Annotated in this window: 16 protein-coding genes and 1 pseudogene; 4 read left to right on the top strand and 13 right to left on the bottom strand. The window is 60.5% G+C overall.

The annotated features are described in order from the left end of the window. Positions 1 to 2: 2 nt before the first annotated feature. The 8 genes and pseudogenes from ssuD to argE form a co-directional block, all read right to left on the bottom strand. Positions 3 to 1,148, bottom strand: a pseudogene (ssuD, locus tag M0746_RS27015) (FMNH2-dependent alkanesulfonate monooxygenase); the annotation flags it as partial. Between the two features lie 25 nt (positions 1,149 to 1,173). Continuing rightward, on the bottom strand, positions 1,174 to 2,148 hold the full coding sequence (locus M0746_RS27010; RefSeq protein WP_208939342.1) for a sulfonate ABC transporter substrate-binding protein: 975 nt from the start codon (positions 2,146 to 2,148) through the stop codon (positions 1,174 to 1,176). Positions 2,149 to 2,237: 89 nt separating this feature from the next. Further along, positions 2,238 to 2,831, bottom strand: coding sequence for an NADPH-dependent FMN reductase (ssuE, locus tag M0746_RS27005; RefSeq protein ID WP_258451229.1), 594 nt, complete (start codon positions 2,829 to 2,831; stop codon positions 2,238 to 2,240). Positions 2,832 to 3,148: 317 nt separating this feature from the next. Next, the gene (locus M0746_RS27000) at positions 3,149 to 3,787 is read right to left on the bottom strand and encodes a peroxiredoxin (RefSeq protein ID WP_208939340.1); all 639 of its coding nucleotides are present in this window, start codon (positions 3,785 to 3,787) and stop codon (positions 3,149 to 3,151) included. Between the two features lie 296 nt (positions 3,788 to 4,083). After that, entirely contained in the window at positions 4,084 to 5,451 is a 1,368-nt protein-coding gene (locus M0746_RS26995; protein WP_208939339.1) for an OprD family porin, read from the bottom strand. Positions 5,452 to 5,854: 403 nt separating this feature from the next. Next, positions 5,855 to 7,183, bottom strand: a complete 1,329-nt coding sequence (locus M0746_RS26990) for an OprD family porin (protein ID WP_208939338.1) — start codon at positions 7,181 to 7,183, stop codon at positions 5,855 to 5,857. Positions 7,184 to 7,774: 591 nt separating this feature from the next. Then, complete coding sequence (gene argA, locus M0746_RS26985; RefSeq protein ID WP_208939337.1) at positions 7,775 to 9,076, bottom strand: amino-acid N-acetyltransferase; 1,302 nt, start codon at positions 9,074 to 9,076, stop codon at positions 7,775 to 7,777. 273 nt (positions 9,077 to 9,349) lie between these two features. Next, the gene (argE, locus tag M0746_RS26980; protein WP_258451228.1) at positions 9,350 to 10,507 is read right to left on the bottom strand and encodes an acetylornithine deacetylase; all 1,158 of its coding nucleotides are present in this window, start codon (positions 10,505 to 10,507) and stop codon (positions 9,350 to 9,352) included. A gap of 158 nt (positions 10,508 to 10,665) precedes the next feature. Between argE and M0746_RS26975 the strand changes: the two genes are divergently transcribed. After that, positions 10,666 to 12,036 carry a CYTH domain-containing protein gene (locus M0746_RS26975; protein ID WP_258451227.1) on the top strand — a complete coding sequence of 457 codons (1,371 nt, stop codon included), beginning with the start codon at positions 10,666 to 10,668 and terminating at the stop codon, positions 12,034 to 12,036. Between the two features lie 120 nt (positions 12,037 to 12,156). On the opposite strand, the gene M0746_RS26970 is transcribed toward M0746_RS26975, so the two are convergent. Continuing rightward, on the bottom strand, positions 12,157 to 12,627 hold the full coding sequence (locus M0746_RS26970) for an Lrp/AsnC family transcriptional regulator (RefSeq protein ID WP_258451226.1): 471 nt from the start codon (positions 12,625 to 12,627) through the stop codon (positions 12,157 to 12,159). Between the two features lie 125 nt (positions 12,628 to 12,752). On the opposite strand from M0746_RS26970, the gene M0746_RS26965 reads away from it, so the two are divergent. From M0746_RS26965 to M0746_RS26955, 3 genes are all read left to right on the top strand, one after another. After that, entirely contained in the window at positions 12,753 to 13,091 is a 339-nt protein-coding gene (locus M0746_RS26965) for a hypothetical protein (RefSeq protein WP_208939332.1), read from the top strand. A gap of 93 nt (positions 13,092 to 13,184) precedes the next feature. Then, on the top strand, positions 13,185 to 14,969 hold the full coding sequence (locus M0746_RS26960; protein WP_258451225.1) for a GspE/PulE family protein: 1,785 nt from the start codon (positions 13,185 to 13,187) through the stop codon (positions 14,967 to 14,969). A 66-nt stretch (positions 14,970 to 15,035) separates the two neighbouring features. Continuing rightward, positions 15,036 to 15,356 (top strand): DUF2388 domain-containing protein, encoded by a 321-nt coding sequence (locus M0746_RS26955; RefSeq protein ID WP_258451532.1) that lies wholly within the window; start codon positions 15,036 to 15,038, stop codon positions 15,354 to 15,356. 187 nt (positions 15,357 to 15,543) lie between these two features. Here M0746_RS26955 and gcvP read toward each other — a convergent pair whose 3' ends face one another. The 4 genes from gcvP to M0746_RS26935 all read right to left on the bottom strand — a co-directional run bounded on the left by gcvP (position 15,544) and on the right by M0746_RS26935 (position 21,951). Then, the gene (gcvP, locus tag M0746_RS26950) at positions 15,544 to 18,417 is read right to left on the bottom strand and encodes an aminomethyl-transferring glycine dehydrogenase (protein ID WP_258451224.1); all 2,874 of its coding nucleotides are present in this window, start codon (positions 18,415 to 18,417) and stop codon (positions 15,544 to 15,546) included. A 247-nt stretch (positions 18,418 to 18,664) separates the two neighbouring features. Next, a complete protein-coding gene (gene gcvH / locus M0746_RS26945) occupies positions 18,665 to 19,048 on the bottom strand; it encodes a glycine cleavage system protein GcvH (protein ID WP_024014734.1) in 384 nt (127 codons plus the stop codon). Positions 19,049 to 19,096: 48 nt separating this feature from the next. After that, on the bottom strand, positions 19,097 to 20,179 hold the full coding sequence (gene gcvT / locus M0746_RS26940) for a glycine cleavage system aminomethyltransferase GcvT (RefSeq protein WP_258451223.1): 1,083 nt from the start codon (positions 20,177 to 20,179) through the stop codon (positions 19,097 to 19,099). A gap of 155 nt (positions 20,180 to 20,334) precedes the next feature. Beyond that, complete coding sequence (locus M0746_RS26935) at positions 20,335 to 21,951, bottom strand: ABC transporter permease (RefSeq protein ID WP_258451222.1); 1,617 nt, start codon at positions 21,949 to 21,951, stop codon at positions 20,335 to 20,337. Positions 21,952 to 22,080 lie beyond the last annotated feature (129 nt).

Raw genomic sequence — 22,080 nt, 5'->3', positions numbered from 1 at the left:
CGGCTCTGCGATGCGGCTTTGGGCAGGATGTCGTTGGCGACCATCTCGCCGAACGGGCTGACGTAACCGGCGCTTTTCGGCAATTCCGGGCGTTCGACGTCGAGGTGCGGAAACAGCAGTTCAGCGACGCGATAGGATTCTTCGAGGTGTGGATAACCGGAGAAGATGAACGTGTCGATGCCCAGATCCGCGTATTCCTTGACCCGCGCCGCCACGGTCGGGCCGTCGCCGACCAGCGCCGTGCCGGCACCGCCGCGCACCAGACCGACGCCGGCCCACAGGTTGGGGCTGACTTCGAGGTTGTCGCGGCTGCCGCCATGCAGCGCGGCCATGCGTTGCTGGCCGACCGAATCGAAGCGCGCCAGCGACGCCTGCGCACGCTGGATGGTGTCGTCGTCCAGATGCGAGATCAGTCGGTCCGCCGCTTGCCAGGCTTCGGCATTGGTTTCCCGCACGATCACATGCAGACGAATGCCGAAGCGTACGGTGCGCCCGAGTTTGGCGGCTTTGGCCCGGACTTGGGCGATCTTCTCGGCCACCGCAGCCGGCGGCTCGCCCCAGGTCAGGACCATTTCCACTTGCTCGGCGGCCAGATCCTGCGCCGCTTCAGACGAGCCACCGAAATACAGCGGCGGACGCGGTTGCTGGATCGGTGGATAGAGCAACTTGGCGCCTTTGACGCTGATATGTTCGCCGTCGTAATCAACGGTTTCGCCTTCCAGCACACGGCGCCAGATGCGGGTGAATTCCACCGAGGCCTGATAGCGTTCTTCGTGGTTGAGGAACAGACCGTCGCCCGCCAATTCTTCCGGGTCGCCGCCAGTTACCAGGTTGAACAGCGCACGGCCGCCGGACAAACGATCCAGTGTTGCAGCCTGACGCGCCGCCACCGTAGGGGAAATGATCCCGGGGCGCAGGGCGACCAGAAACTTCAGACGCTGGGTCACCGGAATCAACGAGGCCGCCACCAGCCACGAGTCTTCGCAGGAACGTCCGGTGGGAATCAGTACACCGCCGAAACCAAGGCGATCGGCCGCTTGTGCAACTTGCTGCAAATAACCGTGATCCACCGCGCGGGCGCCTTCAGCGGTGCCAAGGTAATGGCCGTCGCCGTGGGTAGGCAGGAACCAGAAAATATTGAGGCTCATGGAGTGGTCTCCTTGTGGATTCGAATTACTGCGCTGGGGAGCTTTGGGCCACAGTGGCCGGCGGGGTCCAGATCACGTCCTTGATGCTCAGCGGCTTGGGAATCAGCTTGAGCTGGAAAAACGTGTCGGCGATTTTCTGTTGCGCGGCGACCACTTCCGGGGTCAGGAACAGCGCGCCGTAGCCTTGGCGTTTCACCGAGGTCAGGGTGATGTCCGCCGGCAGACCGAGCAGTGGCGCCACCTGTTGGGTGACGTCTTGCGGATTGGCTTGCGACCATTCGCCGACCGCGCGCACTTCTTCGACGAGGGTCTTGATCACCTCGGGATTTTTCTGCGCGTAAGGTTTGGTGGCGAGATAGAACTGGTGGTTGTCGACGATGCCTTTGCCGTCACGCAGGGTATGCGCCTGCAGTTGTTGCTCGGCCGCGGCCTGATACGGATCCCAGATCACCCAGGCATCGACACTGCCGCGCTCGAACGCTGCGCGGGCATCGGCCGGTGGCAGGAACACGGTTTGGATGTCGCTGTACTTGAGGCCGGCATCTTCCAGCGCGCGCACCAACAGGTAGTGGACGTTGGAGCCTTTGTTCAGGGCAATTTTCTTGCCTTTGAGATCGGCCACCGATTTGATCGGCGAGTCTTTCGGCACAAGGATCGCTTCGCTGTGCGGCGCGGGTGGTTCGTAAGCCACGTAGAGCAGATCGGCGCCAGCGGCCTGGGCGAACACAGGCGGGGTTTCGCCGGTCACGCCAAAGTCGATCGAACCGACATTGAGACCTTCGAGCAGTTGCGGGCCGCCGGGGAATTCAGTCCATTGCACGTCGACGCCTTGAGCGGCCAGACGTTTTTCCAGCGTACCTTTGGCCTTGAGCAGCACCAGCGTGCCGTACTTTTGATAACCGATCCGCAAGGTCTCGGCTTGAGCTTGGGTAATAGCGCCGATGGACACAGCCGCAGCAAACAGAGCGACCAGACCACGACGCAAAAATACAGGGCGCATGGCGCTCTCCTTTTTGCTGTTGGGTTGTGGCTGCACCTGCTTGCCCGTTGGCGGGCGAGTAAGGCCAGTACTTCAAATTTCGATGCGACTCAAATGCTCCAGCGAGCACTTAATAAACGTTCGTTCAACAGGCCCGGCTCCAGCGGTTTCGGCCGGCGCGCCATGGCCCCGACAAACTGCTCCAGCGCTTCATGCAGTCGCAATTCCAGGGTGGGCGCCAGTTGCGCATCGGCACTGCCTTCGCCGTAAGCGATCTGGCTGTCTTCGGCAAAAATCCCCTGGAGCATTTCCTGGGCTTTCAACGCCGACAGCACTGGCTTGAGGGCGTAATCGACCACCAGCATGTGGGCGATGCTGCCACCGGTGGCCATCGGCAAGACGACCTTGTGGCTCAGCGCACGTTCGGGCAGCAGATCGAGCAGGGTTTTCAGTGCGCCGGAGAACGACGCCTTGTATACCGGCGTAGCGATGAGCAGGCCGTCGGCGTTTTCGATCTGTTGCAACAGGTCGAGAACCTTGGGACTGTCGAAGCGCGCGTGGAGCAAATCTTCAGCCGGGAAGTCCCGCACCTGATAACTCACCACTTCCACTCCGTGCTGTTGCAGCCAGCGTTGCGAACGCTCCAGCAGCACTGCGGAGCGAGAGCGCAGGCTGGGGCTGCCACCCAGTGAGACGACCAGCATTGAGACGACTCCTTAAACGTTAGCGGCGATTCGCAGGTTGCGATCTCGCTTCAATGGAATGACCTTACCAGCAGATTTATATATCCATAAATCATATTTATTCATTTGGTTATGCGTTTTGGAGATATATCAGCCGTTGTTATTCAGGCGAAAAAAAGGCCGTCGAAACGGCCGAAATTCCCCTGTTTTGTGGCTACACGCTGATCGTTCCCACGCTCTGCGTGGGAATGCCGCCCGTGACGCTGTGCGTCACAGTGGACGCGGAGCGTCCATGGATGCGCTCCCACGCAGAGCGTGGGAACGATCATTTCCGGGGGTTATTTGTTCGGCTGCGGCGTCAGGCGCAGGTACGGCTTCACCGCGCGATAGCCTTTCGGGAAGCGCTGCTTGATCTCGTCTTCATCCTTGAGCGACGGCACGATCACCACGTCTTCACCGTCCTGCCAGTTGGCCGGGGTGGCCACCTTGTGGTTGTCGGTGAGCTGCAGCGAGTCGATCACCCGCAGGATCTCGTGGAAGTTGCGCCCGGTGCTCGCTGGATAAGTGATGGTCAGGCGAATCTTCTTGTTCGGGTCGATGACGAACAGCGAACGTACGGTCAGGGTATCGCTGGCATTCGGATGGATCAGGTCGTAGAGGTCAGACACCTTGCGATCGGCATCGGCCAGGATCGGAAAATTGACCACGGTGTTCTGGGTTTCATTGATGTCTTCGATCCACTTGTGGTGCGAATCCACCGGGTCGACTGACAGCGCAATGGCTTTGACGCCGCGCTGGCTGAACTCGTCCTTGAGCTTGGCGGTGAAACCCAGTTCGGTGGTGCATACCGGCGTGAAGTCTGCCGGATGAGAGAACAGCACGCCCCAGCTATCGCCCAGCCATTCGTGGAAACGAATCTTGCCGGCGCTGGAATCCTGTTCGAAATCGGGGGCGATGTCGCCAAGTCTGAGGCTCATGATGCGGCTCCTGTTGGAGTTGTTGGAGACCTCAACTGTAGCTCGGGATTTACCATCATGAAAAAGAATAAATAACTCGATATCTAGACCTTTATCGAATATTAAATATCTGTTCACTGGACCCTTGGCGAGATCGCGCCGAACATCGGCCTCGAGGTTCGAGAAGGCCTTGAGTTGCAGTAAAGAGGGAAACTTCGAGACAGGCTTACGGGGGTGGGCCTGACCCGAAAACGCAAAGCCCCGTCCGGCGCAATGCCGGACGGGGCTTTTTTACGTCTGCGAATCGAGCCGCGCTATTACAACAGCGGGATCGAGTAGCTGACGATCAGGCGGTTTTCGTCCTGGTCGCGCTGACCCGGAATGTCGTTACGCCACATGGCGTTTTTCCACATTACGCCAACGTTTTTCAGCGGACCTTCAGGCACGACGTAACCGATGGTGAAGTCGCGCTCCCACTCGGAACGGCCGGTAGCATTGGTGCTGACTTGACGGTCACCTACTTTACCGGTGGTGTCGATGTTATCGCCACGCAGATAAACCACGCCAGCGGTCAGGCCAGGTACGCCAACCTTGGCGAAGTCGTACGAGTAGCGTGCTTGCCAGGTACGTTCGCCAGCGCGCGCGAATTTGGCAATTTGCATGTCGGTAGTGATGTAAGCCGACGAGCCGTCACCTTGGTTCAGCCAAGGGAAGTCGCTGTTACCGTTGCTGACCTGATAACCGCCACCGAAAGTGTGACCTTCAACGGTGTACAGGAACAAACCACTGTAAAGGTTGTTGTCGACTTTGCCTTTGGTGATGCCAGTACCGTAGTCACCGGTGGTGTAGTAAGCCGGGTCATTACCATTGGCGCCATCGTCACGGCTGTTGAAGTAACGAAAATCAGACTTCAATACACCCGGGCCGATTGCCCAGTTGTGCACCAGGCCCAGGAAGTGCTGCTTGTAGTAATCCTGCAGATTGCCGTAGTAGTACTGAGCAGTCAGGTCTTTGGTGATTTTATAGTCACCGCCACCGTAAATGAACTTGTTGCTGTCGCGGCCGGCAGCGGTGTGAGCATTGGAGCCGGCGATAGACAACTCTTCGTTATTACTCGAGTTACGGCCCTTGGCGTGCTCGATCTGGCCACCGACGAGCGTCAGGTCCTTGATCTCGTTCGAAGTGATCTGGCCACCCTGGAAGGTTTGTGGCAGCAGACGACCGTCGTTGGTCACGATGACCGGCAGTTTCGGCTGCAAGGTACCCAGTTTCAGCTCAGTCTGGGAAATCTTGGCTTTGGCAGTCAGACCAAGGCTGGAGAAGTTATCAACAGCTTCGCCGTTGGACTTGCTCGGGAAAACCGTGCCGCCATAAGAAGTCGAAGTTGCACCATTGGTGCCGCCGCCCGAATCCAGACGCACGCCGACCAAACCGATAGCGTCGATACCGAAGCCTACGGTGCCTTGGGTGTAACCGGAAATGAAGCGCAGATCGAAACCCTGGCCCCACTCTTCCTGCTTGTTCTGAGCCTTGGCGGCTTTGGTGTCGCCATCACGGTTGTCAGTGTTGATATAGAAGTTACGCAGCCCCAAAGTAGCCTTGCTGTCTTCGATGAAACCGGCGGCGCCTGCCTGCTGCGCCATAACCCCTACGGCCACAGCCAGGGCCAAGGTGGACTTGTTCATGTATCGCTCCTCTCGTTTCTAATTCTTTATCTGCGGTTCCGGATCGTTCGCCCGAAATCCTCAATACGTAAATCGCAGCTGACCGCTACCCCCAGTCAAAGCCGCGGAAGAATACATCGGCGTAACCCTGAAAAGAATTGAATAACTCTTTTTCATAGCAACAAAGCCTAAGGAAGCGCACACCGACCCGTGATATCGGCCGGCCATCACGATTCCTGAACCCAAACAGGGCTCCAGCGACAAAATCTGCACAAGAATGGCGCCTGTTAGGGTTGGAAGCACTGTAGGCCGGCGCCTTAAATTCTAAAAAGAATTAAAAATTATCTCGTTACAGCTATCAGGAATATAAAAAGGCGAGCAAAAAAAGGCCTCGCCCTTCGGCGAGGCCTTTTCTGTGGGACGTTTACAGGAAGCTATAGGTGTAGTTGAAGATCAGACGGGTCTGATCCTGGTCAGCGATATTGATCTCGCTGCCACGGTACACGCCATTACGCAGCGTCACGCCGAAGCCTTTGAGAGCGCCCTGTTGAACGGTGTAATCGATGCGCATGTCGCGCTCCCATTCCGACATGTCGCTGCCGGTACCGTTGGTGGCCTTGATGTTCTCGCCATGCAGATAGGCGACGGACGCTTTCAGGCCCGGCACACCCAGACCGGCGAAGTCATAGGAATACTGACCGAACGTGGTGTTCTCACCGGCACGGACGAAGCCGTTCACCATGGCATCGGTGAACAGGTAGAAGCTGGTGCCACCGGCGCCTTCCGGACGGCCGTTGCCATCGACCACGTTGCCCTGGTTCAGATAGACAAAGCCGCCGTCATCATTGACCCGTTGATGGCCGAGCAGGAACGCGTTGCCACCCAGGGTATAGGTGAACATTGCACTCCAGGTTTTGTTGTCGACTTCGCCCGGATTGCGCGCATAACCGCCGTTGTTGTTGAAGCGGTAGCCAACATCGCCGTTCTTGCCATCGGAACTGCTGTCGAAATAACGGATGTCAGTCTTGAACGACTGGTTGGCGCTGATCGGGTAAACGTGCACCAGACCGAAGAAATTCTGCTTGTAGTAGTCTTCCAGATTCGCGAAGTAATACTGCAGCGTCAGGTCTTTGGTGACTTTCCAGTCGGCGCCGGCATAACGGAACTGGTTGCTGTCTTCGGTCCCGCCCGCTACAGCCAGGCCAGTGGTATTCGACGACGCGCGGCCTGCGGCATGTTCCAGCTGACCCGCGTTGAAGGTGACGTTGTCGATTTCCTTGGAAGTAATCGTGCCGCCTTCAAAGGTTTGCGGCAGCAGACGGCTGTCGTTGGCGACCAGGATCGGCATGTTCGGCTGCAGTGCACCGCCGTAATGCGCTTCGGTCTTGGAGAAGCGTGCCTTGACGTTGCCCGCCACACGGCTCCATTCGTCGACCGCCGAGCCGTCACTGTCGCTCGGGAAGAAGGTGTTGGAGTCCGGATGATGACCTTTGCCACCGTCCAGGTGAATGCCGACCAGGGCCTGTGCATCAAAACCGAAACCGACGGTGCCTTGGGTAAAGCCCGACAGGTAGTCGAATTTCAGGCCTTCGGCCGTTTCGCGCTGATCCGCACCGCCGTCGCGGTTGTCAGCGTTGTAATACATCGTGCGAGAACTGACGGAGGCCTTGCTGTCTTCGATGAAACCGGCGGCGCCTGCCTGCTGCGCCAAAACCCCTACGGCCACAGCCACGGCCAAGGTGGACTTATTCATTGTCTAGCTCCTCTCATTTTTCTAATTCTTGTATGCCTGGCCCCGGATCGATGCCCGTGGTGCCGAAGGTTCACGATTAGCGCCAGAGCGTGACCCACAAGTCAATCGTAACTTTGTGTGTCTACGACCAACGTCTAAGGTGCGTTTTTTTCCGTCCGTGCAAAGTCATGAATTCGCCATGACTCTGAAAAGAATGAACACTTCTTTTCTAATACCCTTTAGGAATTTCGCCGCCCCGCGGGCCCTTTCGCACTCTCCCGCGCCAACTTCAGCAAAAGTCCTAAAAGCACTAAAGCACCCACGTAACTGTTTCGCACTGTCACAAAAGCGAAATCGTTCCTTCTCATCCCGCGCGATCAAGCGCGCACTATCCGATTCAATTGTTACAGTTTGTGTATCAGCCGCAACGCTGCAAAACTTTTTCTACAGCCACGGTTTTATCCCGCCATGAGCATGAGCATCAGGCAGACAAGGTCTGAATTTGAAGGAGGGTTGCTGAGAGAAGCGTCTTGCGGCCGCGCCATTAGCGTTCGGCTGAGTAAGCGTGGCCCTGCTGGCGATGCCGGCAGGGCCACGGATATTAGGTGACGATCAGATGGATTTTTCGAAGATCTTCGAATTGCGCTGATAGTTGTACAGCGACGCCCGCGCCGCTGGCAGGCGCTCGACACTGCTCGGCTCAAACCCGCGCTCGCGGAACCAGTGCGCGGTGCGTGTGGTGAGCACGAACAAGGTCTTCAAACCCTGCGCCCGCGCACGGGTTTCGATGCGCTCGAGCAATTCATCACCGCGACCGCCATGGCGATACTCCGGATTCACTGCCAGGCAAGCCAGCTCGCCGGCATCGGAATCGGCAATCTGATACAGCGCCGCGCAGGCGATGATCATGCCCTCACGTTCGACCACGCTGAACTGCTCGATCTCGCGCTCCAGCACTTCGCGTGAACGGCGCACCAGAATGCCCTGCTCTTCCAGCGGACTGATCAGGTCGAGCAAGCCGCCGACGTCTTCAATCGCCGCCTCGCGCACCAGTTCGAATTGCTCCTGCGCGACCAGCGTACCGCCGCCGTCACGGGTGAACAGTTCGGTCAGCAGCGCGCCGTCTTCGGCGTAGCTGACGATATGGCTGCGCGCCACGCCGCCCCGACAGGCTTCGGCGGCGGCATCGAGCAGTTCTGCCTGATAATTGCTCATGCCCAGACGCTGCAAATGCGCCGGCACTTGCTGCGGACGCAGTTCGCGCACCAGTTTGCCGTTCTCGTCGATCAGGCCGAGCTCGGCGCCGAACAACAGCAGTTTGTCCGCGCCCAGATCGATGGCGGCGCGGGTGGCGACGTCTTCGCAGGCGAGGTTGAAGATTTCACCGGTTGGCGAGTAGCCCAGCGGCGACAGCAGCACGATCGAGCGCTCGTCGAGCAGGCGGTTGATGCCCTTGCGGTCGACCCGGCGCACTTCGCCGGTGTGGTGATAATCAACGCCTTCGAGCACGCCGATCGGCCGTGCAGTGACAAGGTTGCCGCTGGCCACGCGCAAGCGCGAGCCCTGCATCGGCGAGGAGGCCATGTCCATCGACAGCCGCGCTTCGATGGCGATGCGCAACTGGCCGACCGCGTCGATCACACATTCCAGCGTCGCCGCGTCGGTGATGCGCATGCCGTGATGGTAATGCGGGGTCAGGCCGCGTGCGGCGAGGCGGGTTTCGATCTGTGGGCGCGAGCCATGCACCAGCACCAGGCGCACGCCGAGGCTGTGCAACAGGACCAGATCGTGGACGATGTTGCCGAAATTCGGATGCTCAACGCCGTCGCCGGGCAGCATGACGACGAAGGTGCAATCGCGGTGGGCATTGATGTAAGGGGACGCGTGACGAAGCCAATTAACGTATTCGGGCATGTACCTGGACCTGTAATAAAGAGCAGCCGAAAAAAGGGGCGAAACGAAAAACGCACAGCGGGCTGATGGTTATCGTCGGAACAGGCTTGGCGACACGCGCGCTCTCCTCATGAATACGGGTTGGGGTGGTGGCAATTTACAGCGTTCGGTCAGACAAAACACAGATCCCCTGTGAGTGAGTCTGCTCGCGATAGCGTAACTCCCGTCAATATCTCCGGTGACTGACTCACCGCTATCGCGAGCAGGCGAAGGCCTACAGATACAGCATTCAATTCATACAGGTTGGTCCGGGCTCAGGCAGTAATGTTCAATCAACTGCCGCAATAGCTGCACGGTAGGCTGCAAACGTGACATTTCAAGGTATTCGCCAGGCTGGTGCGCGCAGGCGATGTCGCCGGGGCCGAGCACGATGGTTTCGCAGCCAAGGCGCTGAAGATAAGGCGCTTCGGTGCCGAACGCCACTGCTTCGGCGCGATGGCCGGTGAGCTTTTCAGCGATGCGCACCAATTCTGCGTCTTCGCTCTGCTCGAACGGTGGCACTTCCGGGAACAATGGTTTGTAGTCGATCCTGACCTGATGCCGCTCGGCCACCGGGTTGAGCTTGCGCAGGATTTCCGCGCGCAGAACCTTCGGGTCCATGCCCGGCAGCGGGCGCAAATCGAATTCCAGCGAGCACTGGCCGCAGATCCGATTGGGGTTGTCGCCGCCGTGGATGCAGCCGAAATTCAGGGTCGGCTGCGGCACGCTGAATTGCGGATTGTTGAATTCGCGCTGCCACAACAGGCGCAGGCCGCGCAGCTCGCCGATCGCATCGTGCATTGCTTCAAGGGCGCTGTGGCCCAGGCGCGGATCAGACGAATGCCCACTTTGGCCAAGGATATCGATGCGCTCCATCATGATGCCTTTGTGCATGCGGATCGGCTTGAGCCCGGTCGGCTCGCCAATCACCGCCGCGCGACCCAGCGGTTGCCCGGCCTCGGCCAGCGCGCGGGCGCCGGACATCGAGCTTTCTTCATCGCAGGTAGCGAGGATCAGCAGCGGTTGCCTGAACGGCTGATCGAGCAGGGGCTGCACGGCCTCGATGATCAGCGCGAAGAAACCCTTCATGTCACAACTGCCGAGACCGACCCAGCGGCCATCGACTTCGGTGAGTTTCAGCGGGTCGGTCTGCCACAGGGCATCGTCGTAAGGCACCGTGTCGCTGTGCCCGGCCAGCACCAGCCCACCGGGTCCGCTGCCAATGCTGGCGAGCAGGTTGAATTTGCCCGGACTGACCTGCTGGATATCGCAGGAAAAACCCAGATCGCCCAGCCAGCCGGCAAGCAGGTCGATCACCGCCCGGTTGGATTGATCGAGGCTGGGTTGGGTACAGCTGACCGATGGCGCGGCAATCAGCGCAGCGAACTGGTCTTGCATGGATGGCAAAGGCATCGCTGACTCCAACTACCGGATTGAAGTCCATCATAGAACCATCCGGCGCTCGGAATAAACCGCCGCAGGGCGTAGGAAGTTTGACTCCTGTACACTGCACGGCCTTGGCAGCCACACCTTCCCCCGGCTGCGCTCCCGATACTCTGGATTTTCCGGCCATGCAGAAAGAAACCGAAATCAAACTCCGCGTCAGCCGCGAAACCCTCGCTGCCCTGCGCGAGCACCCGCTGCTGAAGAAACGCAACAAAAGTGGCTGGGAACGCCGTGAGTTGATGAACCAGTACTTCGACACCCCAGAGCGCGATCTGGCCCAGGCCAAGGTCGCCCTGCGCCTGCGCAAGGATGGCGACGAGGTCATCCAGACCTTGAAGACGCGCGGCCAGAGCGTCGCCGGTCTGTCCGAGCGTAACGAGTACGACTGGAAACTGCCGAAAGCCAAGCTCGATGTGAAGAAACTCGACGGCGAATGCTGGCCCGAGTCGCTGGCCGAGCTGGACAAGAAAACCCTCAAGCCGATCTTCACCACCGACTTCGTCCGCGAGCGCGCCGAAATCGCCTGGGGCCGTGGCAAGACCAAGGTGGTCATCGAGGCCGCGCTGGACCTCGGTCACGTCGTAGTCGGCAAGCAGAAAGAAGAAATCTGCGAGCTGGAACTCGAGTTGCGCGAAGGCGAGCCTGCCGCGCTGCTGGAACTGGCCGCCGAGCTGGCTGAAACCCTCGCCTTGATGCCGTGCGACATCAGCAAGGCCGAGCGCGGTTATCGCCTGTACGACGCCAACAGCTACTCGCTGAGCCTGCCGGCACCGGAGCTGACCCCGGAAACCCCACTCGACGACGCTTTCGCCGCGCTGAGCTGGCACTTGCTCGGCAGCAGCCAGCGTCTGGCCGAACAGTATCGTTTCAACGGCCACTGGCGCCTGCTGCAGGACTGGGTCGAGAACCTCGCAGAAATGCGCGCGCTGCTCAGCAGCCTCGGCCAGGCCGCGCCGCGTCAGTCGACCCATGACCTGCGCGTAGCACTGGATGCGTTGCTGGAAGACTGGCGCCCGCTGGTGCAGGTCGGCATCGAAGACGAAGATGTACGCAAAGCCGCACCGGAGCAGTTCCTCGAAGAACTGGAAGATCCGCGCTGGGGCCTGTTCTCGCTGAGCACGTCGCGCTGGTTGCTGGCCCGCACCTGGACCGCCGACCGAAACGTGCGTGGCAACCGTCAGGGCGGCGCGCAGTTGCACAGCTGGTTGCCGCGCCTGCTCGGCGAGGAAGCCACGGCCTTGCAACTGCAGCGTTATCAGCAGCAGCCGGAAGACCTCGCCGAACAACTGCCGCGCATCGAGCGCATTCAGGTCTGGCTGCATCACGCGCGCAACGTGCTGGAAATCCCGGAAATGGATCGCCTCTATGGCGAGCTGAACAAGTTGGCGCAACTGGCCAACGAGCCAACCATCACTGACGAACTGCTCGATGCGCGCAAGCAGCAAGCGATCGCGGTTTACCAGAATCGCGCGTGGAAAATGCTCCTGCGCAGCTAAACCGGTTTCGCACCGTGATCGTTCCCACGCTCTGCGTGGGAATGCCTCAATGGACGCTCTGCGTCCGCTTTGGGACGCAGAGCGTCCCGGGCTGCATTCCCACGCGGAGCGTGGGAACGATCAGGGTAGAACCGGCAGGCTGGTAGTGGATTTGATTTCCGACAACGCCACTATCGAATTCACTTCCTGTATCCCCGGCACCAGCGACAGCTTTTCAAAGAAAAACCGCTCATACGCCTCGATGTCCGCCGCGACAATGCGCAACAGAAAATCCACCGCGCCCATCAACACATAACATTCCAGCACTTCCGGGAAGCCGCGAATCGCCTCGGTGAACTCGGTGAAATTCGAACGCCCGTGGGCGTTGAGTTTGATCTCGGCGAAGATCTGCGTGTTCAGACCAATCTTCTTGCGGTCGAGCAAGGTCACCTGACCGCGAATGATCCCCTCCTCCTTCATCCGCTGAATCCGCCGCCAGCACGGCGATTGCGACAGACCGACCTGCTCGGCGATCTGTGCGCTGGACAACGAAGCGTCCTCTTGCAGCAGAGCGAGTATCTTACGGTCGTAGGCGTCCAGCTCGCTGTGCATAGAAAAACCCCAGAAAGTAAATATTGCGAATTGATCACGCCAATTAGTCGCCAATATCATCGATTTTAGCCAAGAAATACCCGCCAGCGAATGTAAAAATTTCTTCAGTGATCTGGAGACTTGCCATGCCGCACCTTGAAGCCGTAAACAGCGCCCCGACCCGCGCCGACGTGTGGAACGTCAGCAACGCCCATTGCCTGGCGCAGTATCAGATTCTTGCCGAGGCTGAGCCGGATCTGTTGGTGCGGGTGCTGAACCTGTTCGCCTTGCAGTTTCTTACGCCCGAGCAGGTCAACGTGCAACGCACGGATGATCTGCTGTCGATCGACCTGATCATGGGCGGCCTGAGCTGGCACCGCGCACAAGTGATTGCGGAAAAACTTCGTAACCTGATCAGCGTCTGCTCGGTCGATTTGCGAAACGCCGACAGCGCTTGGGATGCCCCGGCACAAGCCACCGGCTGACAAACCCGGCAACGGCTTCGTCGGGTAGTGGCCCAACGGTCCGCAGCGCCACGGCTATTCTTTTGCGCACTGTCGCTTGAAAAGGAAGCCCGCATGTCCGTTCAACTCGCTCTTCAGGACCGCTGGCTGGACCTCAACGAAGTGCTGCGCGAACTGGTCGCGCAAGGCTTCATCTGCCAGGACGCCGCCGAGCAGGCGTTGAATGCACGTCGCCGTCACGCTGCGCACGCGCAGAAGCATCCGCTGGAGTTCATCGCCAGCCAACAACTCGACGACCTCAGCCGGCCAGGCAAGCACCTGGACCTGGAAAGCCTGACCCTGTGGCTGGCGCAACAGGCCGGCCAGCCGTACCTGCGCATCGATCCGCTGAAAATCAACGTTGCGGCGGTCACGCCGTTGATGTCCTACGCCTTCGCCCAGCGGCACAAGATTCTGGCCGTGGCCGTGGATCGCGACTCGGTGACCGTCGCCAGTGCCCAGCCGTATGTCACCGGTTGGGAGGCCGACCTGACCCATGTGCTGAAGTTGCCGATCAAACGGGTGGTGGCCAACCCGGCGGACATCCAGCGTTTCAGCGTCGAATTCTTTCGCTTGGCGAAATCGGTCAGCGGCGCCAGCAATGCCGATGCGCAGGGCGGCAACCTCGGCAACTTCGAACAACTGCTCAACCTCGGCGCCAGCGATCAGGAACCAGACGCCAACGACGCGCATATCGTCAACATCGTCGACTGGCTGTTCCAGTACGCCTTTCAGCAGCGCGCCAGCGATATCCACATCGAACCGCGCCGCGAGCAAGGCACCGTGCGTTTTCGCATCGACGGCGTGCTGCACAATGTCTATCAATTCCCGCCGCAGGTGACCATGGCGATTGTCAGTCGCCTGAAAAGCCTCGGCCGCATGAACGTTGCGGAGAAGCGCAAACCGCAGGACGGCCGGGTCAAGACCAAGACCCCGGACGGCGGCGAAGTGGAGTTGCGCCTGTCGACGCTGCCTACGGCATTCGGCGAAAAAATGGTCATGCGGATCTTCGACCCGGAGGTGCTGCTCAAGGATTTCGATCAACTGGGCTTCAGCGCCGACGACCTGCGCCGCTGGCAGGACATGACCCGCCAGCCCAACGGCATCATTCTGGTCACCGGGCCGACCGGTTCGGGCAAGACCACCACGCTGTACACCACGCTGAAAAAACTGGCGACGCCCGAGGTCAACCTCTGCACCATCGAAGATCCGATCGAAATGGTCGAGCCGGCCTTCAACCAGATGCAGGTGCAGCACAACATCGAACTGAGTTTCGCCGCTGGCGTGCGTGCGCTGATGCGACAAGACCCGGACATCATCATGATCGGCGAGATCCGCGACCTTGAAACCGCAGAAATGGCGATTCAGGCCGCGCTCACCGGGCACTTGGTGCTATCGACCCTGCACACCAACGACGCGCCGAGCGCGATCAGCCGTCTGCTCGAACTCGGCGTGCCGCATTACCTGATCAAGGCTACGGTGCTCGGCGTCATGGCCCAGCGTCTGGTGCGCACCCTGTGCCCGCACTGCAAGGCGCCGCAGACCCTGGACGAGGACGACTGGCAGACGCTGACCCGGCCCTGGCAGGCGCCGTTGCCGGGCCATGCGCAACGGGCGATCGGCTGCGTGGAATGCCGCGATACCGGTTATCGCGGCCGCGCCGGGGTTTACGAAATCATGCAATTGAGCGACAGCCTCAAGGCGTTCATTACCCCGGACACCGATCTCACCGCGATCCGCCGTCAGGCCTTCAAGGAGGGCATGCGCAGCCTGCGCCTGTCCGGCGCGCAGAAAGTCGCGGCGGGGCTGACCACGGTTGAGGAAGTGTTGCGCGTCACACCGCAAAGCGAGCAGAGATAGTCCACCACGGAACCGGATCCGGGAACGACGATCCAACGCCGTAGTTAATCCCCCAGGAGTCACCTCATCATGCGTCTCAAACTTGCTGTCGCCACCATGGCCCTGTTGTCCCTTCCCGTCGGTTCGGCCATGGCGGACAGCTTTTGGCGTAACGTCATCTCGTCCGGTGCCACCACCGGCTCCACCTATCTGACCTTCAAGGATCACAAGCTGATCGTCGCCGCTCAGGACGATGCCGGCAGCTTCGTCGCCAGCGACGGCGGCATTCGTGGCCCGTACCTGGAAGCGGCGATGCAGAAAGTCCGCGCCGACAATCCGGGCCTGCAAGCGTCGGACATGGAACTGGCGAATGCGATTCTGGCGAAGAATGCCGTGGCTGCTGAATAAGCCTTGTGCAGATGAAAATGCCGCTCGATTGAGCGGCATTTTTTTGCCCGGATTTCAGTCCCACCCCATAACCCTGTGGGAGCGAGCCTGCTCGCGAAAGCAATCTTTCACTCAACACTTTCGGTGACTGAATCACCGCTTTCGCGAGCAGGCTCGCTCCCACAGGGAAGGTGTGCTTGCCGGGGAATCAGCGGTAATCGTCCACCGGGACACAAGCGCAGAACAGATTGCGATCGCCGTAAACGTTATCCACCCGATTCACCGCCGGCCAGTACTTGTGCGCCTTGGTGTGCGCATCCGGGGTAATTCCTTGCTCGATGCTGTACGGCCGCTCCCAGACGCCGGTGACATCGGCCAGGGTATGCGGCGCGCGTTTGAGCGGGTTGTCTTCTGTCGGCCAGTTACCGTTCTGCACTTCGCTGATCTCGGCTCGAATGCTCAGCATCGCGCTGATAAAACGATCCAGTTCAGCCTTGGATTCACTTTCGGTCGGCTCGACCATCAGCGTGCCCGGCACCGGAAAGGACATGGTCGGGGCGTGGAAACCGTAATCCATCAGGCGCTTGGCCACGTCTTCTTCGCTGATGCCGGTCTGCGCTTTCAGCGGACGCAAATCAAGAATGCATTCATGCGCCACCCGCCCGTTACGCCCGGTGTACAGCACCGGGAACGCGCCGGATAAATGCTGGGCCAGATAATTCGCCGCCAGGATTGCCACTTCACTGGCATCGGCCAGTTGCGGGCCCATCATGGCGATGTACATCCAACTGATCGGCAAAATGCTCGCACTGCCCCACGGCGCGGCGCTGACTGCGCCGTTCTGCGGCAGTGGCCCGTCGATCGGCACCACCGGATGGTTGGCCACGAAAGGCGCCAGGTGCGCGCGGATCCCGATCGGTCCCATGCCCGGCCCGCCACCACCGTGCGGGATGCAGAAGGTCTTGTGCAGATTCATGTGTGAAACATCAGCGCCGATGTCCGCCGGCCGCGCCAGTCCCACCTGCGCATTGAGGTTGGCACCGTCCATGTACACCTGCCCCCCATGCTGGTGGATCACTTCACAAATCTCGCTGATGCCCTCTTCGTACACCCCATGCGTCGACGGATAGGTCGCCATCAGACAGGACAGCTTGTTTCCCGCTTCAGCGGCTTTGGCTTTCAGATCATTGAGGTCGACATTGCCGGCCTCGTCGCATTCGACAATGACCACGCGCATGCCGGCCATCTGCGCCGACGCCGGGTTGGTGCCATGGGCTGACGCCGGAATCAGGCAGATGTCGCGCGCGCCCTGCTGGCGGCTCTCGTGATATTTGCGGATCGCCAGCAGCCCGGCGTATTCGCCCTGCGCGCCGGAATTGGGCTGCATGCAGAACGCATCGAAGCCGGTGATCGCGCACAGCCAGCGCTCCAGCTCCTCGATCATCAACGTATAACCCACCGCCTGCTCGCGCGGTACGAACGGGTGCAGGTTGGCGAACTGCGGCCAGGTGATCGGGATCATTTCGCTGGTGGCGTTGAGTTTCATCGTGCAGGAGCCCAGCGGGATCATCGACTGGTTGAGCGCCAGGTCCTTGTTTTCCAGTTGCTTGAGGTAACGCAGCATCTCGGTTTCGCTGTGATGGGCGTTGAACACCGGATGACGCAGGTACGGCGTGGTGCGTTGCAGGGCGCCAGGAATTCCAGAGCCAATTTCCTCGGCATCCAGCGCGTCGACGTCCAGACCATGATCGGCGCCAAGCAGCACGTCGAACAGCCGCGCCACGGTGCTTTCATCGCAGGTTTCGTCGAGGCTCAGACCGAGGTGGCCACGGCCCAGAATGCGCAAATTGATCTGCGCGGCCTTGGCACTTTCGATGATCGCGGTCTGTGCCCCGCCGACGTCCAGTGTCAGCGTATCGAAGAATTGCGCATTGACTCGCTTGATGCCATGGCGCTCAAGCCCTGCGGCGAGAACGCAGGTCAGCCGATGCACGCGCTGGGCGATTCGCCGCAGACCTTCCGGGCCGTGATACACCGCATAAAAACTGGCGATGTTGGCCAGCAGCACCTGAGCCGTGCAGATGTTCGAATTGGCCTTCTCCCGGCGGATATGTTGCTCGCGGGTCTGCAACGCCATGCGCAACGCGACATTGCCCCGGGTATCTTTCGACACGCCGATGATCCGCCCCGGGATCGCCCGTTTGTATTCTTCGCGGCTGGCAAAGAACGCCGCGTGCGGGCCGCCATAACCCATTGGCACGCCAAATCGCTGCGACGAACCGAATACCACGTCCGCGCCCAGTTCGCCCGGTGGTGTCAGCAGCAACAGGCTCAACAGATCGGTGGCGACGCAAGCCAGCGCCTGCTGCGCATGCAAGTGGGCGATCAGCGGTCGCAGATCGCGAATCTCGCCATGGGTGTCGGGGTACTGCAGCAGCGCGCCGAACACCTCGTGTTGTTTCAGGTTATCCACAGCGTCGACGATCAGCTCGAAGCCGAAACCTTCCGCGCGGGTCTGCACCACGGAAAGGGTTTGCGGATGGCAGTTTTCATCGACGAAAAACACATTGCTCTTCGACTTCGCCACGCGTTTGGCCAGCGCCATGGCCTCAGCCGCCGCCGTGGCTTCATCGAGCAGCGAGGCGTTGGCCAGTTCGAGGCCGGTGAGGTCGATGGTCAGTTGCTGGAAATTCAACAGCGCTTCGAGCCGGCCCTGAGCGATCTCTGGTTGGTACGGCGTGTACGCGGTGTACCAGCCGGGATTTTCCAGCACGTTGCGTAGGATGACGGTCGGCGTCAGGGTGCCGTGGTAGCCCATGCCGATCAGGCTGGTCCAGACCTGATTCTGCTCGGCATAGCCGCGCAGTTTCGCCAGCGCCGCCGGTTCGTCGAGGGCCGCCGGCAAGTCCAGCGCACGGTTGAAGCGAATCGCCGGCGGCACGGTCTGCTCGATCAATTCGACCCGACTGCCGAGGCCGAGGCTGTCGAGCATCGCCTGTTGCTCGGCGGTATCTGGGCCGAGGTGGCGGCGCGCAAAGGCATCGGGATCGCGTAACTGGCGCAGGGACGGCAACTGGGACATGACGGGCTCTCCTGGCGGCTGCTGGGCGTCAATGCAACACGGTCAAACCAGCATAGCAGTCTGTGTGACAAGCTATTTTAAGTGCTCCGCATAACCCTGTAGGAGTGAGCCTGCTCGCGATAGCGGTGTATCAGTCAACAAAAGGTGCCTGAAAGAACGCTATCGCGAGCAGGCTCACTCCTACAGGGGATTTGTGTCGTGCATAAAAAAACCCCGACGAATCGGGGCTTTGGATATTGCTGACGTCTTACTCGCCGATGGCAGCCTTGTACGCCGCAGCATCCAGCAGCTTGTCCAGCTCGGCCTTGTCGCTTGGCTTGAGCTTGAAGATCCACGCGCCGTACGGGTCGGAGTTGAGCAGCTCGGGCGAACCGCCCAGCTCTTCGTTGATCGCGATGACTTCACCACTGACCGGGGCGTAGATGTCGGAAGCGGCTTTCACCGACTCGACCACACCGGACTGATCACCCGCAGCGAACACCTTGCCCACTTCGGTCAGTTCAACGAACACCACATCGCCCAGCGCTTCCTGCGCGTGATCGCTGATGCCCACGGTGACGGTGCCGTCGGCTTCCAGACGCGCCCATTCGTGACTTTCGGCAAAACGCAGTTCGGCAGGGATATCGCTCATCTTCAGTGTCCTCAGGAATTGGTCAGCGGTCGGCCCGCCGGAAAAAGGTTAGATCAAAGTCTTGCCATGACGCACGAAGGTCGGTCTGACCACTCGCACCGGATACCACTTGCCACGGATTTCCACTTCGGCGCGGTCGGCAGTCGCCATCGGAACACGCGCCAGGGCAATCGATTTGCTCAGCGTAGGAGAGAAACTACCACTGGTGATCTCTCCTTCGCCAACATCAGCGATACGCACCACCTGATGAGCGCGCAAAACACCGCGTTCTTCCAGCACCAGGCCGACCAGTTTGTGCGCGACACCGGCGGATTTTTCCGCTTCCAGCGCCGCGCGGCCGATGAACTGGCGCGCGGCCGGTTCCCAGGCGATGCTCCAGGCCATGTTCGAGGCCAGCGGCGAAACGTCCTGATGAATGTCTTGCCCGTAGAGGTTCATTCCGGCCTCGACCCGCAAGGTATCGCGAGCGCCGAGGCCGATCGGGGAAATCCCGGCGCCGACCAGATCGTTGAAGAACCCTGGCGCCTGATCAGCCGGCAGGCAGATTTCCAGACCATCCTCGCCGGTGTAACCGGTGCGCGCGATGAACCAGTCGCCGTCGCAGTAGCCTTCGAAGGGTTTGAGCTGCTGGATCAGGGTCGCACGGGACTGAGTCACCAGTTCGGCAATCTTGTGCCGGGCCTGCGGGCCTTGAATGGCGAGCATCGCCAGCTCACTGCGTTCGTGCAACTGCACGTCGTAACCGCCGAGCTGGGCACTCATCCACGCCAGATCCTGATCGCGGGTGGAGGCGTTGAACACCAGCCGGTACGCGTCGTCGAGGCGGTAGACGATCATGTCATCGACGATGCCGCCGCGCTCGTTGAGCATGGTGCTGTAGAGCGCCCGGCCGGGACGATGCAGGCGGTCGACGTCGTTGGCCAGCAAATGCTGAAGCCAGGCTTTGGCCTGGGGGCCGCTGACATCGATCACGGTCATGTGGGAAACATCGAACACCCCGCAATCGCGGCGCACTTCGTGGTGCTCCTCGACCTGCGAGCCGTAATGCAGTGGCATGTCCCAACCGCCAAAATCGACCATCTTCGCGCCGAGCGCGAGGTGCAGGTCATACAGAGGCGTACGCTGTCCCATGGGTTTCTCCTTCCGGGCGTGGCGAAGGTGCGGACCGCCGCCAAGCGGACGAAAGCCTTGATGAACAGGGCTTTCAGCCGATTCCAGCGTACGGGTCTGTCAGACGGACCGCTCCGAATGCCGCGCATTGTAGCCGCATGATGTAGGACTCACTACTAAGTGTTTCGGTGCGCGGAACGACGAATCAGGCCGATGACCGGCAACAATCCGACCAGAACCAGCGTCAACGCCGGCAAGGACGCCCGCGCCCACTCGCCTTCACTGGTCATTTCAAAGATGCGCACTGCCAGCGTGTCCCAGCCAAACGGGCGCATCAGCAGGGTTGCGGGCATTTCCTTGAGCACATCGACGAACACCAGCAGCGCCGCGCTCAGCGTGCCGGGCAGCAGCAACGGCAGATACACTTTGAAAAACAGTCGCGGCCCACTGACACCCAGGCTACGTGCCGCTTCGGGCAAAGACGGCCGTATACGCGCCAGACTGCTTTCCAGCGGCCCGTAGGCGACCGCGATAAAGCGCACCAGGTACGCCATCAGCAATGCCGCGAGACTGCCGAGCAGCAGCGGCTTGCCGGCACCGCCGAGCCAGGCGGACATCGGAATCACCAGTTCGCGATCCAGATAACTGAACGCGAGCATGATCGATACCGCCAGCACTGAACCCGGCAGCGCATAGCCAAGGTTGGCCAGGCCGACGCCGGAATTGATCGCCGGCGTCGGCGCCAGCCGTCGGGCGAACGCCAGCAGCAAGGCGACGCTGACCGTGATCAGCGCCGCCATCCCGCCCAGATACAACGTGTGCAGAATCAGCCCGGCATAACGCTCATCGAGATCGAAGCGCCCGCGCTGCCAGAACCACACCACCAGTTGCAGCAGCGGAATCACGAAGGCGCAGGCGAACACCAGACCGCACCAGCTCATCGCCGCAAAGGCCTTGAGCCCGCGCAAGTGATACAGCGCTTTCACTCTTGGCCGTTCGTTGCCCGCCCGATTCGCCCCGCGGGCGCGACGCTCGCCGTACAGCACCAGCATCACCACCAGCAGCAACAGGCTGGCCAGTTGCGCCGCGCTCGACAGGCTGAAGAAGCCATACCAGGTCTTGTAGATGGCCGTGGTAAAGGTGTCGAAGTTGAACACCGACACCGCACCAAAATCCGCCAGGGTTTCCATCAGCGCCAGCGCCACGCCGGCACCGATCGCTGGCCGCGCCATCGGCAGTGCGACGCGCCAGAATGCCTGCCATGGGGACTGGCCAAGCACACGCGCGGCTTCCATCAGGCCCTTGCCCTGAGCGAGGAACGCGGTGCGTGCCAACAGGTAAACGTAGGGATAGAAGACCAGCACCAGCACGATGATGACCCCGCCGGTGGAGCGCACCCTTGGCAGACGCAGGCCGCTACCGAACCACTCACGCAAAACGCTCTGCACCGGGCCGGCGAAGTCGAGCAAGCCGACGAAAACGAACGCCAGCACATAGGCGGGAATGGCGAAGGGCAGCATCAGCGCCCAGTCGAGCCAGCGCCGACCGGGGAATTCACACAGGCTGGTGAGCCAGGCGAGGCTGACGCCGAGCAGCGTCACGCCGAAACCGACGCCCAGCACCAGCGTCAGCGTGTTGCCGAGCAGGCGCGGCATCTGGGTTTGCCACAGGTGCGACCAGATCTGCTGATCGATGGTCTGCCACGACAGCAGCAGAACGCTCAGGGGCAACAGCACCAGCGCGGCGATGGTGAAGACGATGGGGTACCAGCGGCGTTGGGCGGGGTGGGCCAAGAAGACAATCTCGTTTAAATGATTGTGCCCACGCTCTGCGTGGGCACACATCCTGTGATGCTCTGCGTCACGCTTTCAGCGGCACGACGCAGAGCGTCGAGGGCTGCATTCCCACGCCGAGCGTGGGAA

This window comes from Pseudomonas sp. S11P7 (assembly GCF_023195435.1).
Classification (GTDB): Bacteria; Pseudomonadota; Gammaproteobacteria; order Pseudomonadales; family Pseudomonadaceae; genus Aquipseudomonas; species Aquipseudomonas fluorescens_G.
This window is presented reverse-complemented; position numbering and strand designations above follow the sequence as displayed.

What these genes read in the sequence shown, in the direction of transcription:
- M0746_RS26970 (WP_258451226.1), bottom strand. Translation starts at nt 12,627, where the DNA reads ATGCACAGCGAGCTGGACGCCTACGACCGTAAGATACTCGCTCTGCTG.
- gcvP (WP_258451224.1), bottom strand. Translation starts at nt 18,417, where the DNA reads ATGTCCCAGTTGCCGTCCCTGCGCCAGTTACGCGATCCCGATGCCTTT.
- M0746_RS27010 (WP_208939342.1), bottom strand. Translation starts at nt 2,148, where the DNA reads ATGCGCCCTGTATTTTTGCGTCGTGGTCTGGTCGCTCTGTTTGCTGCG.
- gcvH (WP_024014734.1), bottom strand. Translation starts at nt 19,048, where the DNA reads ATGAGCGATATCCCTGCCGAACTGCGTTTTGCCGAAAGTCACGAATGG.
- M0746_RS27000 (WP_208939340.1), bottom strand. Translation starts at nt 3,787, where the DNA reads ATGAGCCTCAGACTTGGCGACATCGCCCCCGATTTCGAACAGGATTCC.
- M0746_RS26975 (WP_258451227.1), top strand. Translation starts at nt 10,666, where the DNA reads ATGCAGAAAGAAACCGAAATCAAACTCCGCGTCAGCCGCGAAACCCTC.
- M0746_RS26995 (WP_208939339.1), bottom strand. Translation starts at nt 5,451, where the DNA reads ATGAACAAGTCCACCTTGGCCCTGGCTGTGGCCGTAGGGGTTATGGCG.
- argA (WP_208939337.1), bottom strand. Translation starts at nt 9,076, where the DNA reads ATGCCCGAATACGTTAATTGGCTTCGTCACGCGTCCCCTTACATCAAT.
- M0746_RS26990 (WP_208939338.1), bottom strand. Translation starts at nt 7,183, where the DNA reads ATGAATAAGTCCACCTTGGCCGTGGCTGTGGCCGTAGGGGTTTTGGCG.
- ssuE (WP_258451229.1), bottom strand. Translation starts at nt 2,831, where the DNA reads ATGCTGGTCGTCTCACTGGGTGGCAGCCCCAGCCTGCGCTCTCGCTCC.
- M0746_RS26965 (WP_208939332.1), top strand. Translation starts at nt 12,753, where the DNA reads ATGCCGCACCTTGAAGCCGTAAACAGCGCCCCGACCCGCGCCGACGTG.
- M0746_RS26960 (WP_258451225.1), top strand. Translation starts at nt 13,185, where the DNA reads ATGTCCGTTCAACTCGCTCTTCAGGACCGCTGGCTGGACCTCAACGAA.
- argE (WP_258451228.1), bottom strand. Translation starts at nt 10,507, where the DNA reads ATGCCTTTGCCATCCATGCAAGACCAGTTCGCTGCGCTGATTGCCGCG.
- gcvT (WP_258451223.1), bottom strand. Translation starts at nt 20,179, where the DNA reads ATGGGACAGCGTACGCCTCTGTATGACCTGCACCTCGCGCTCGGCGCG.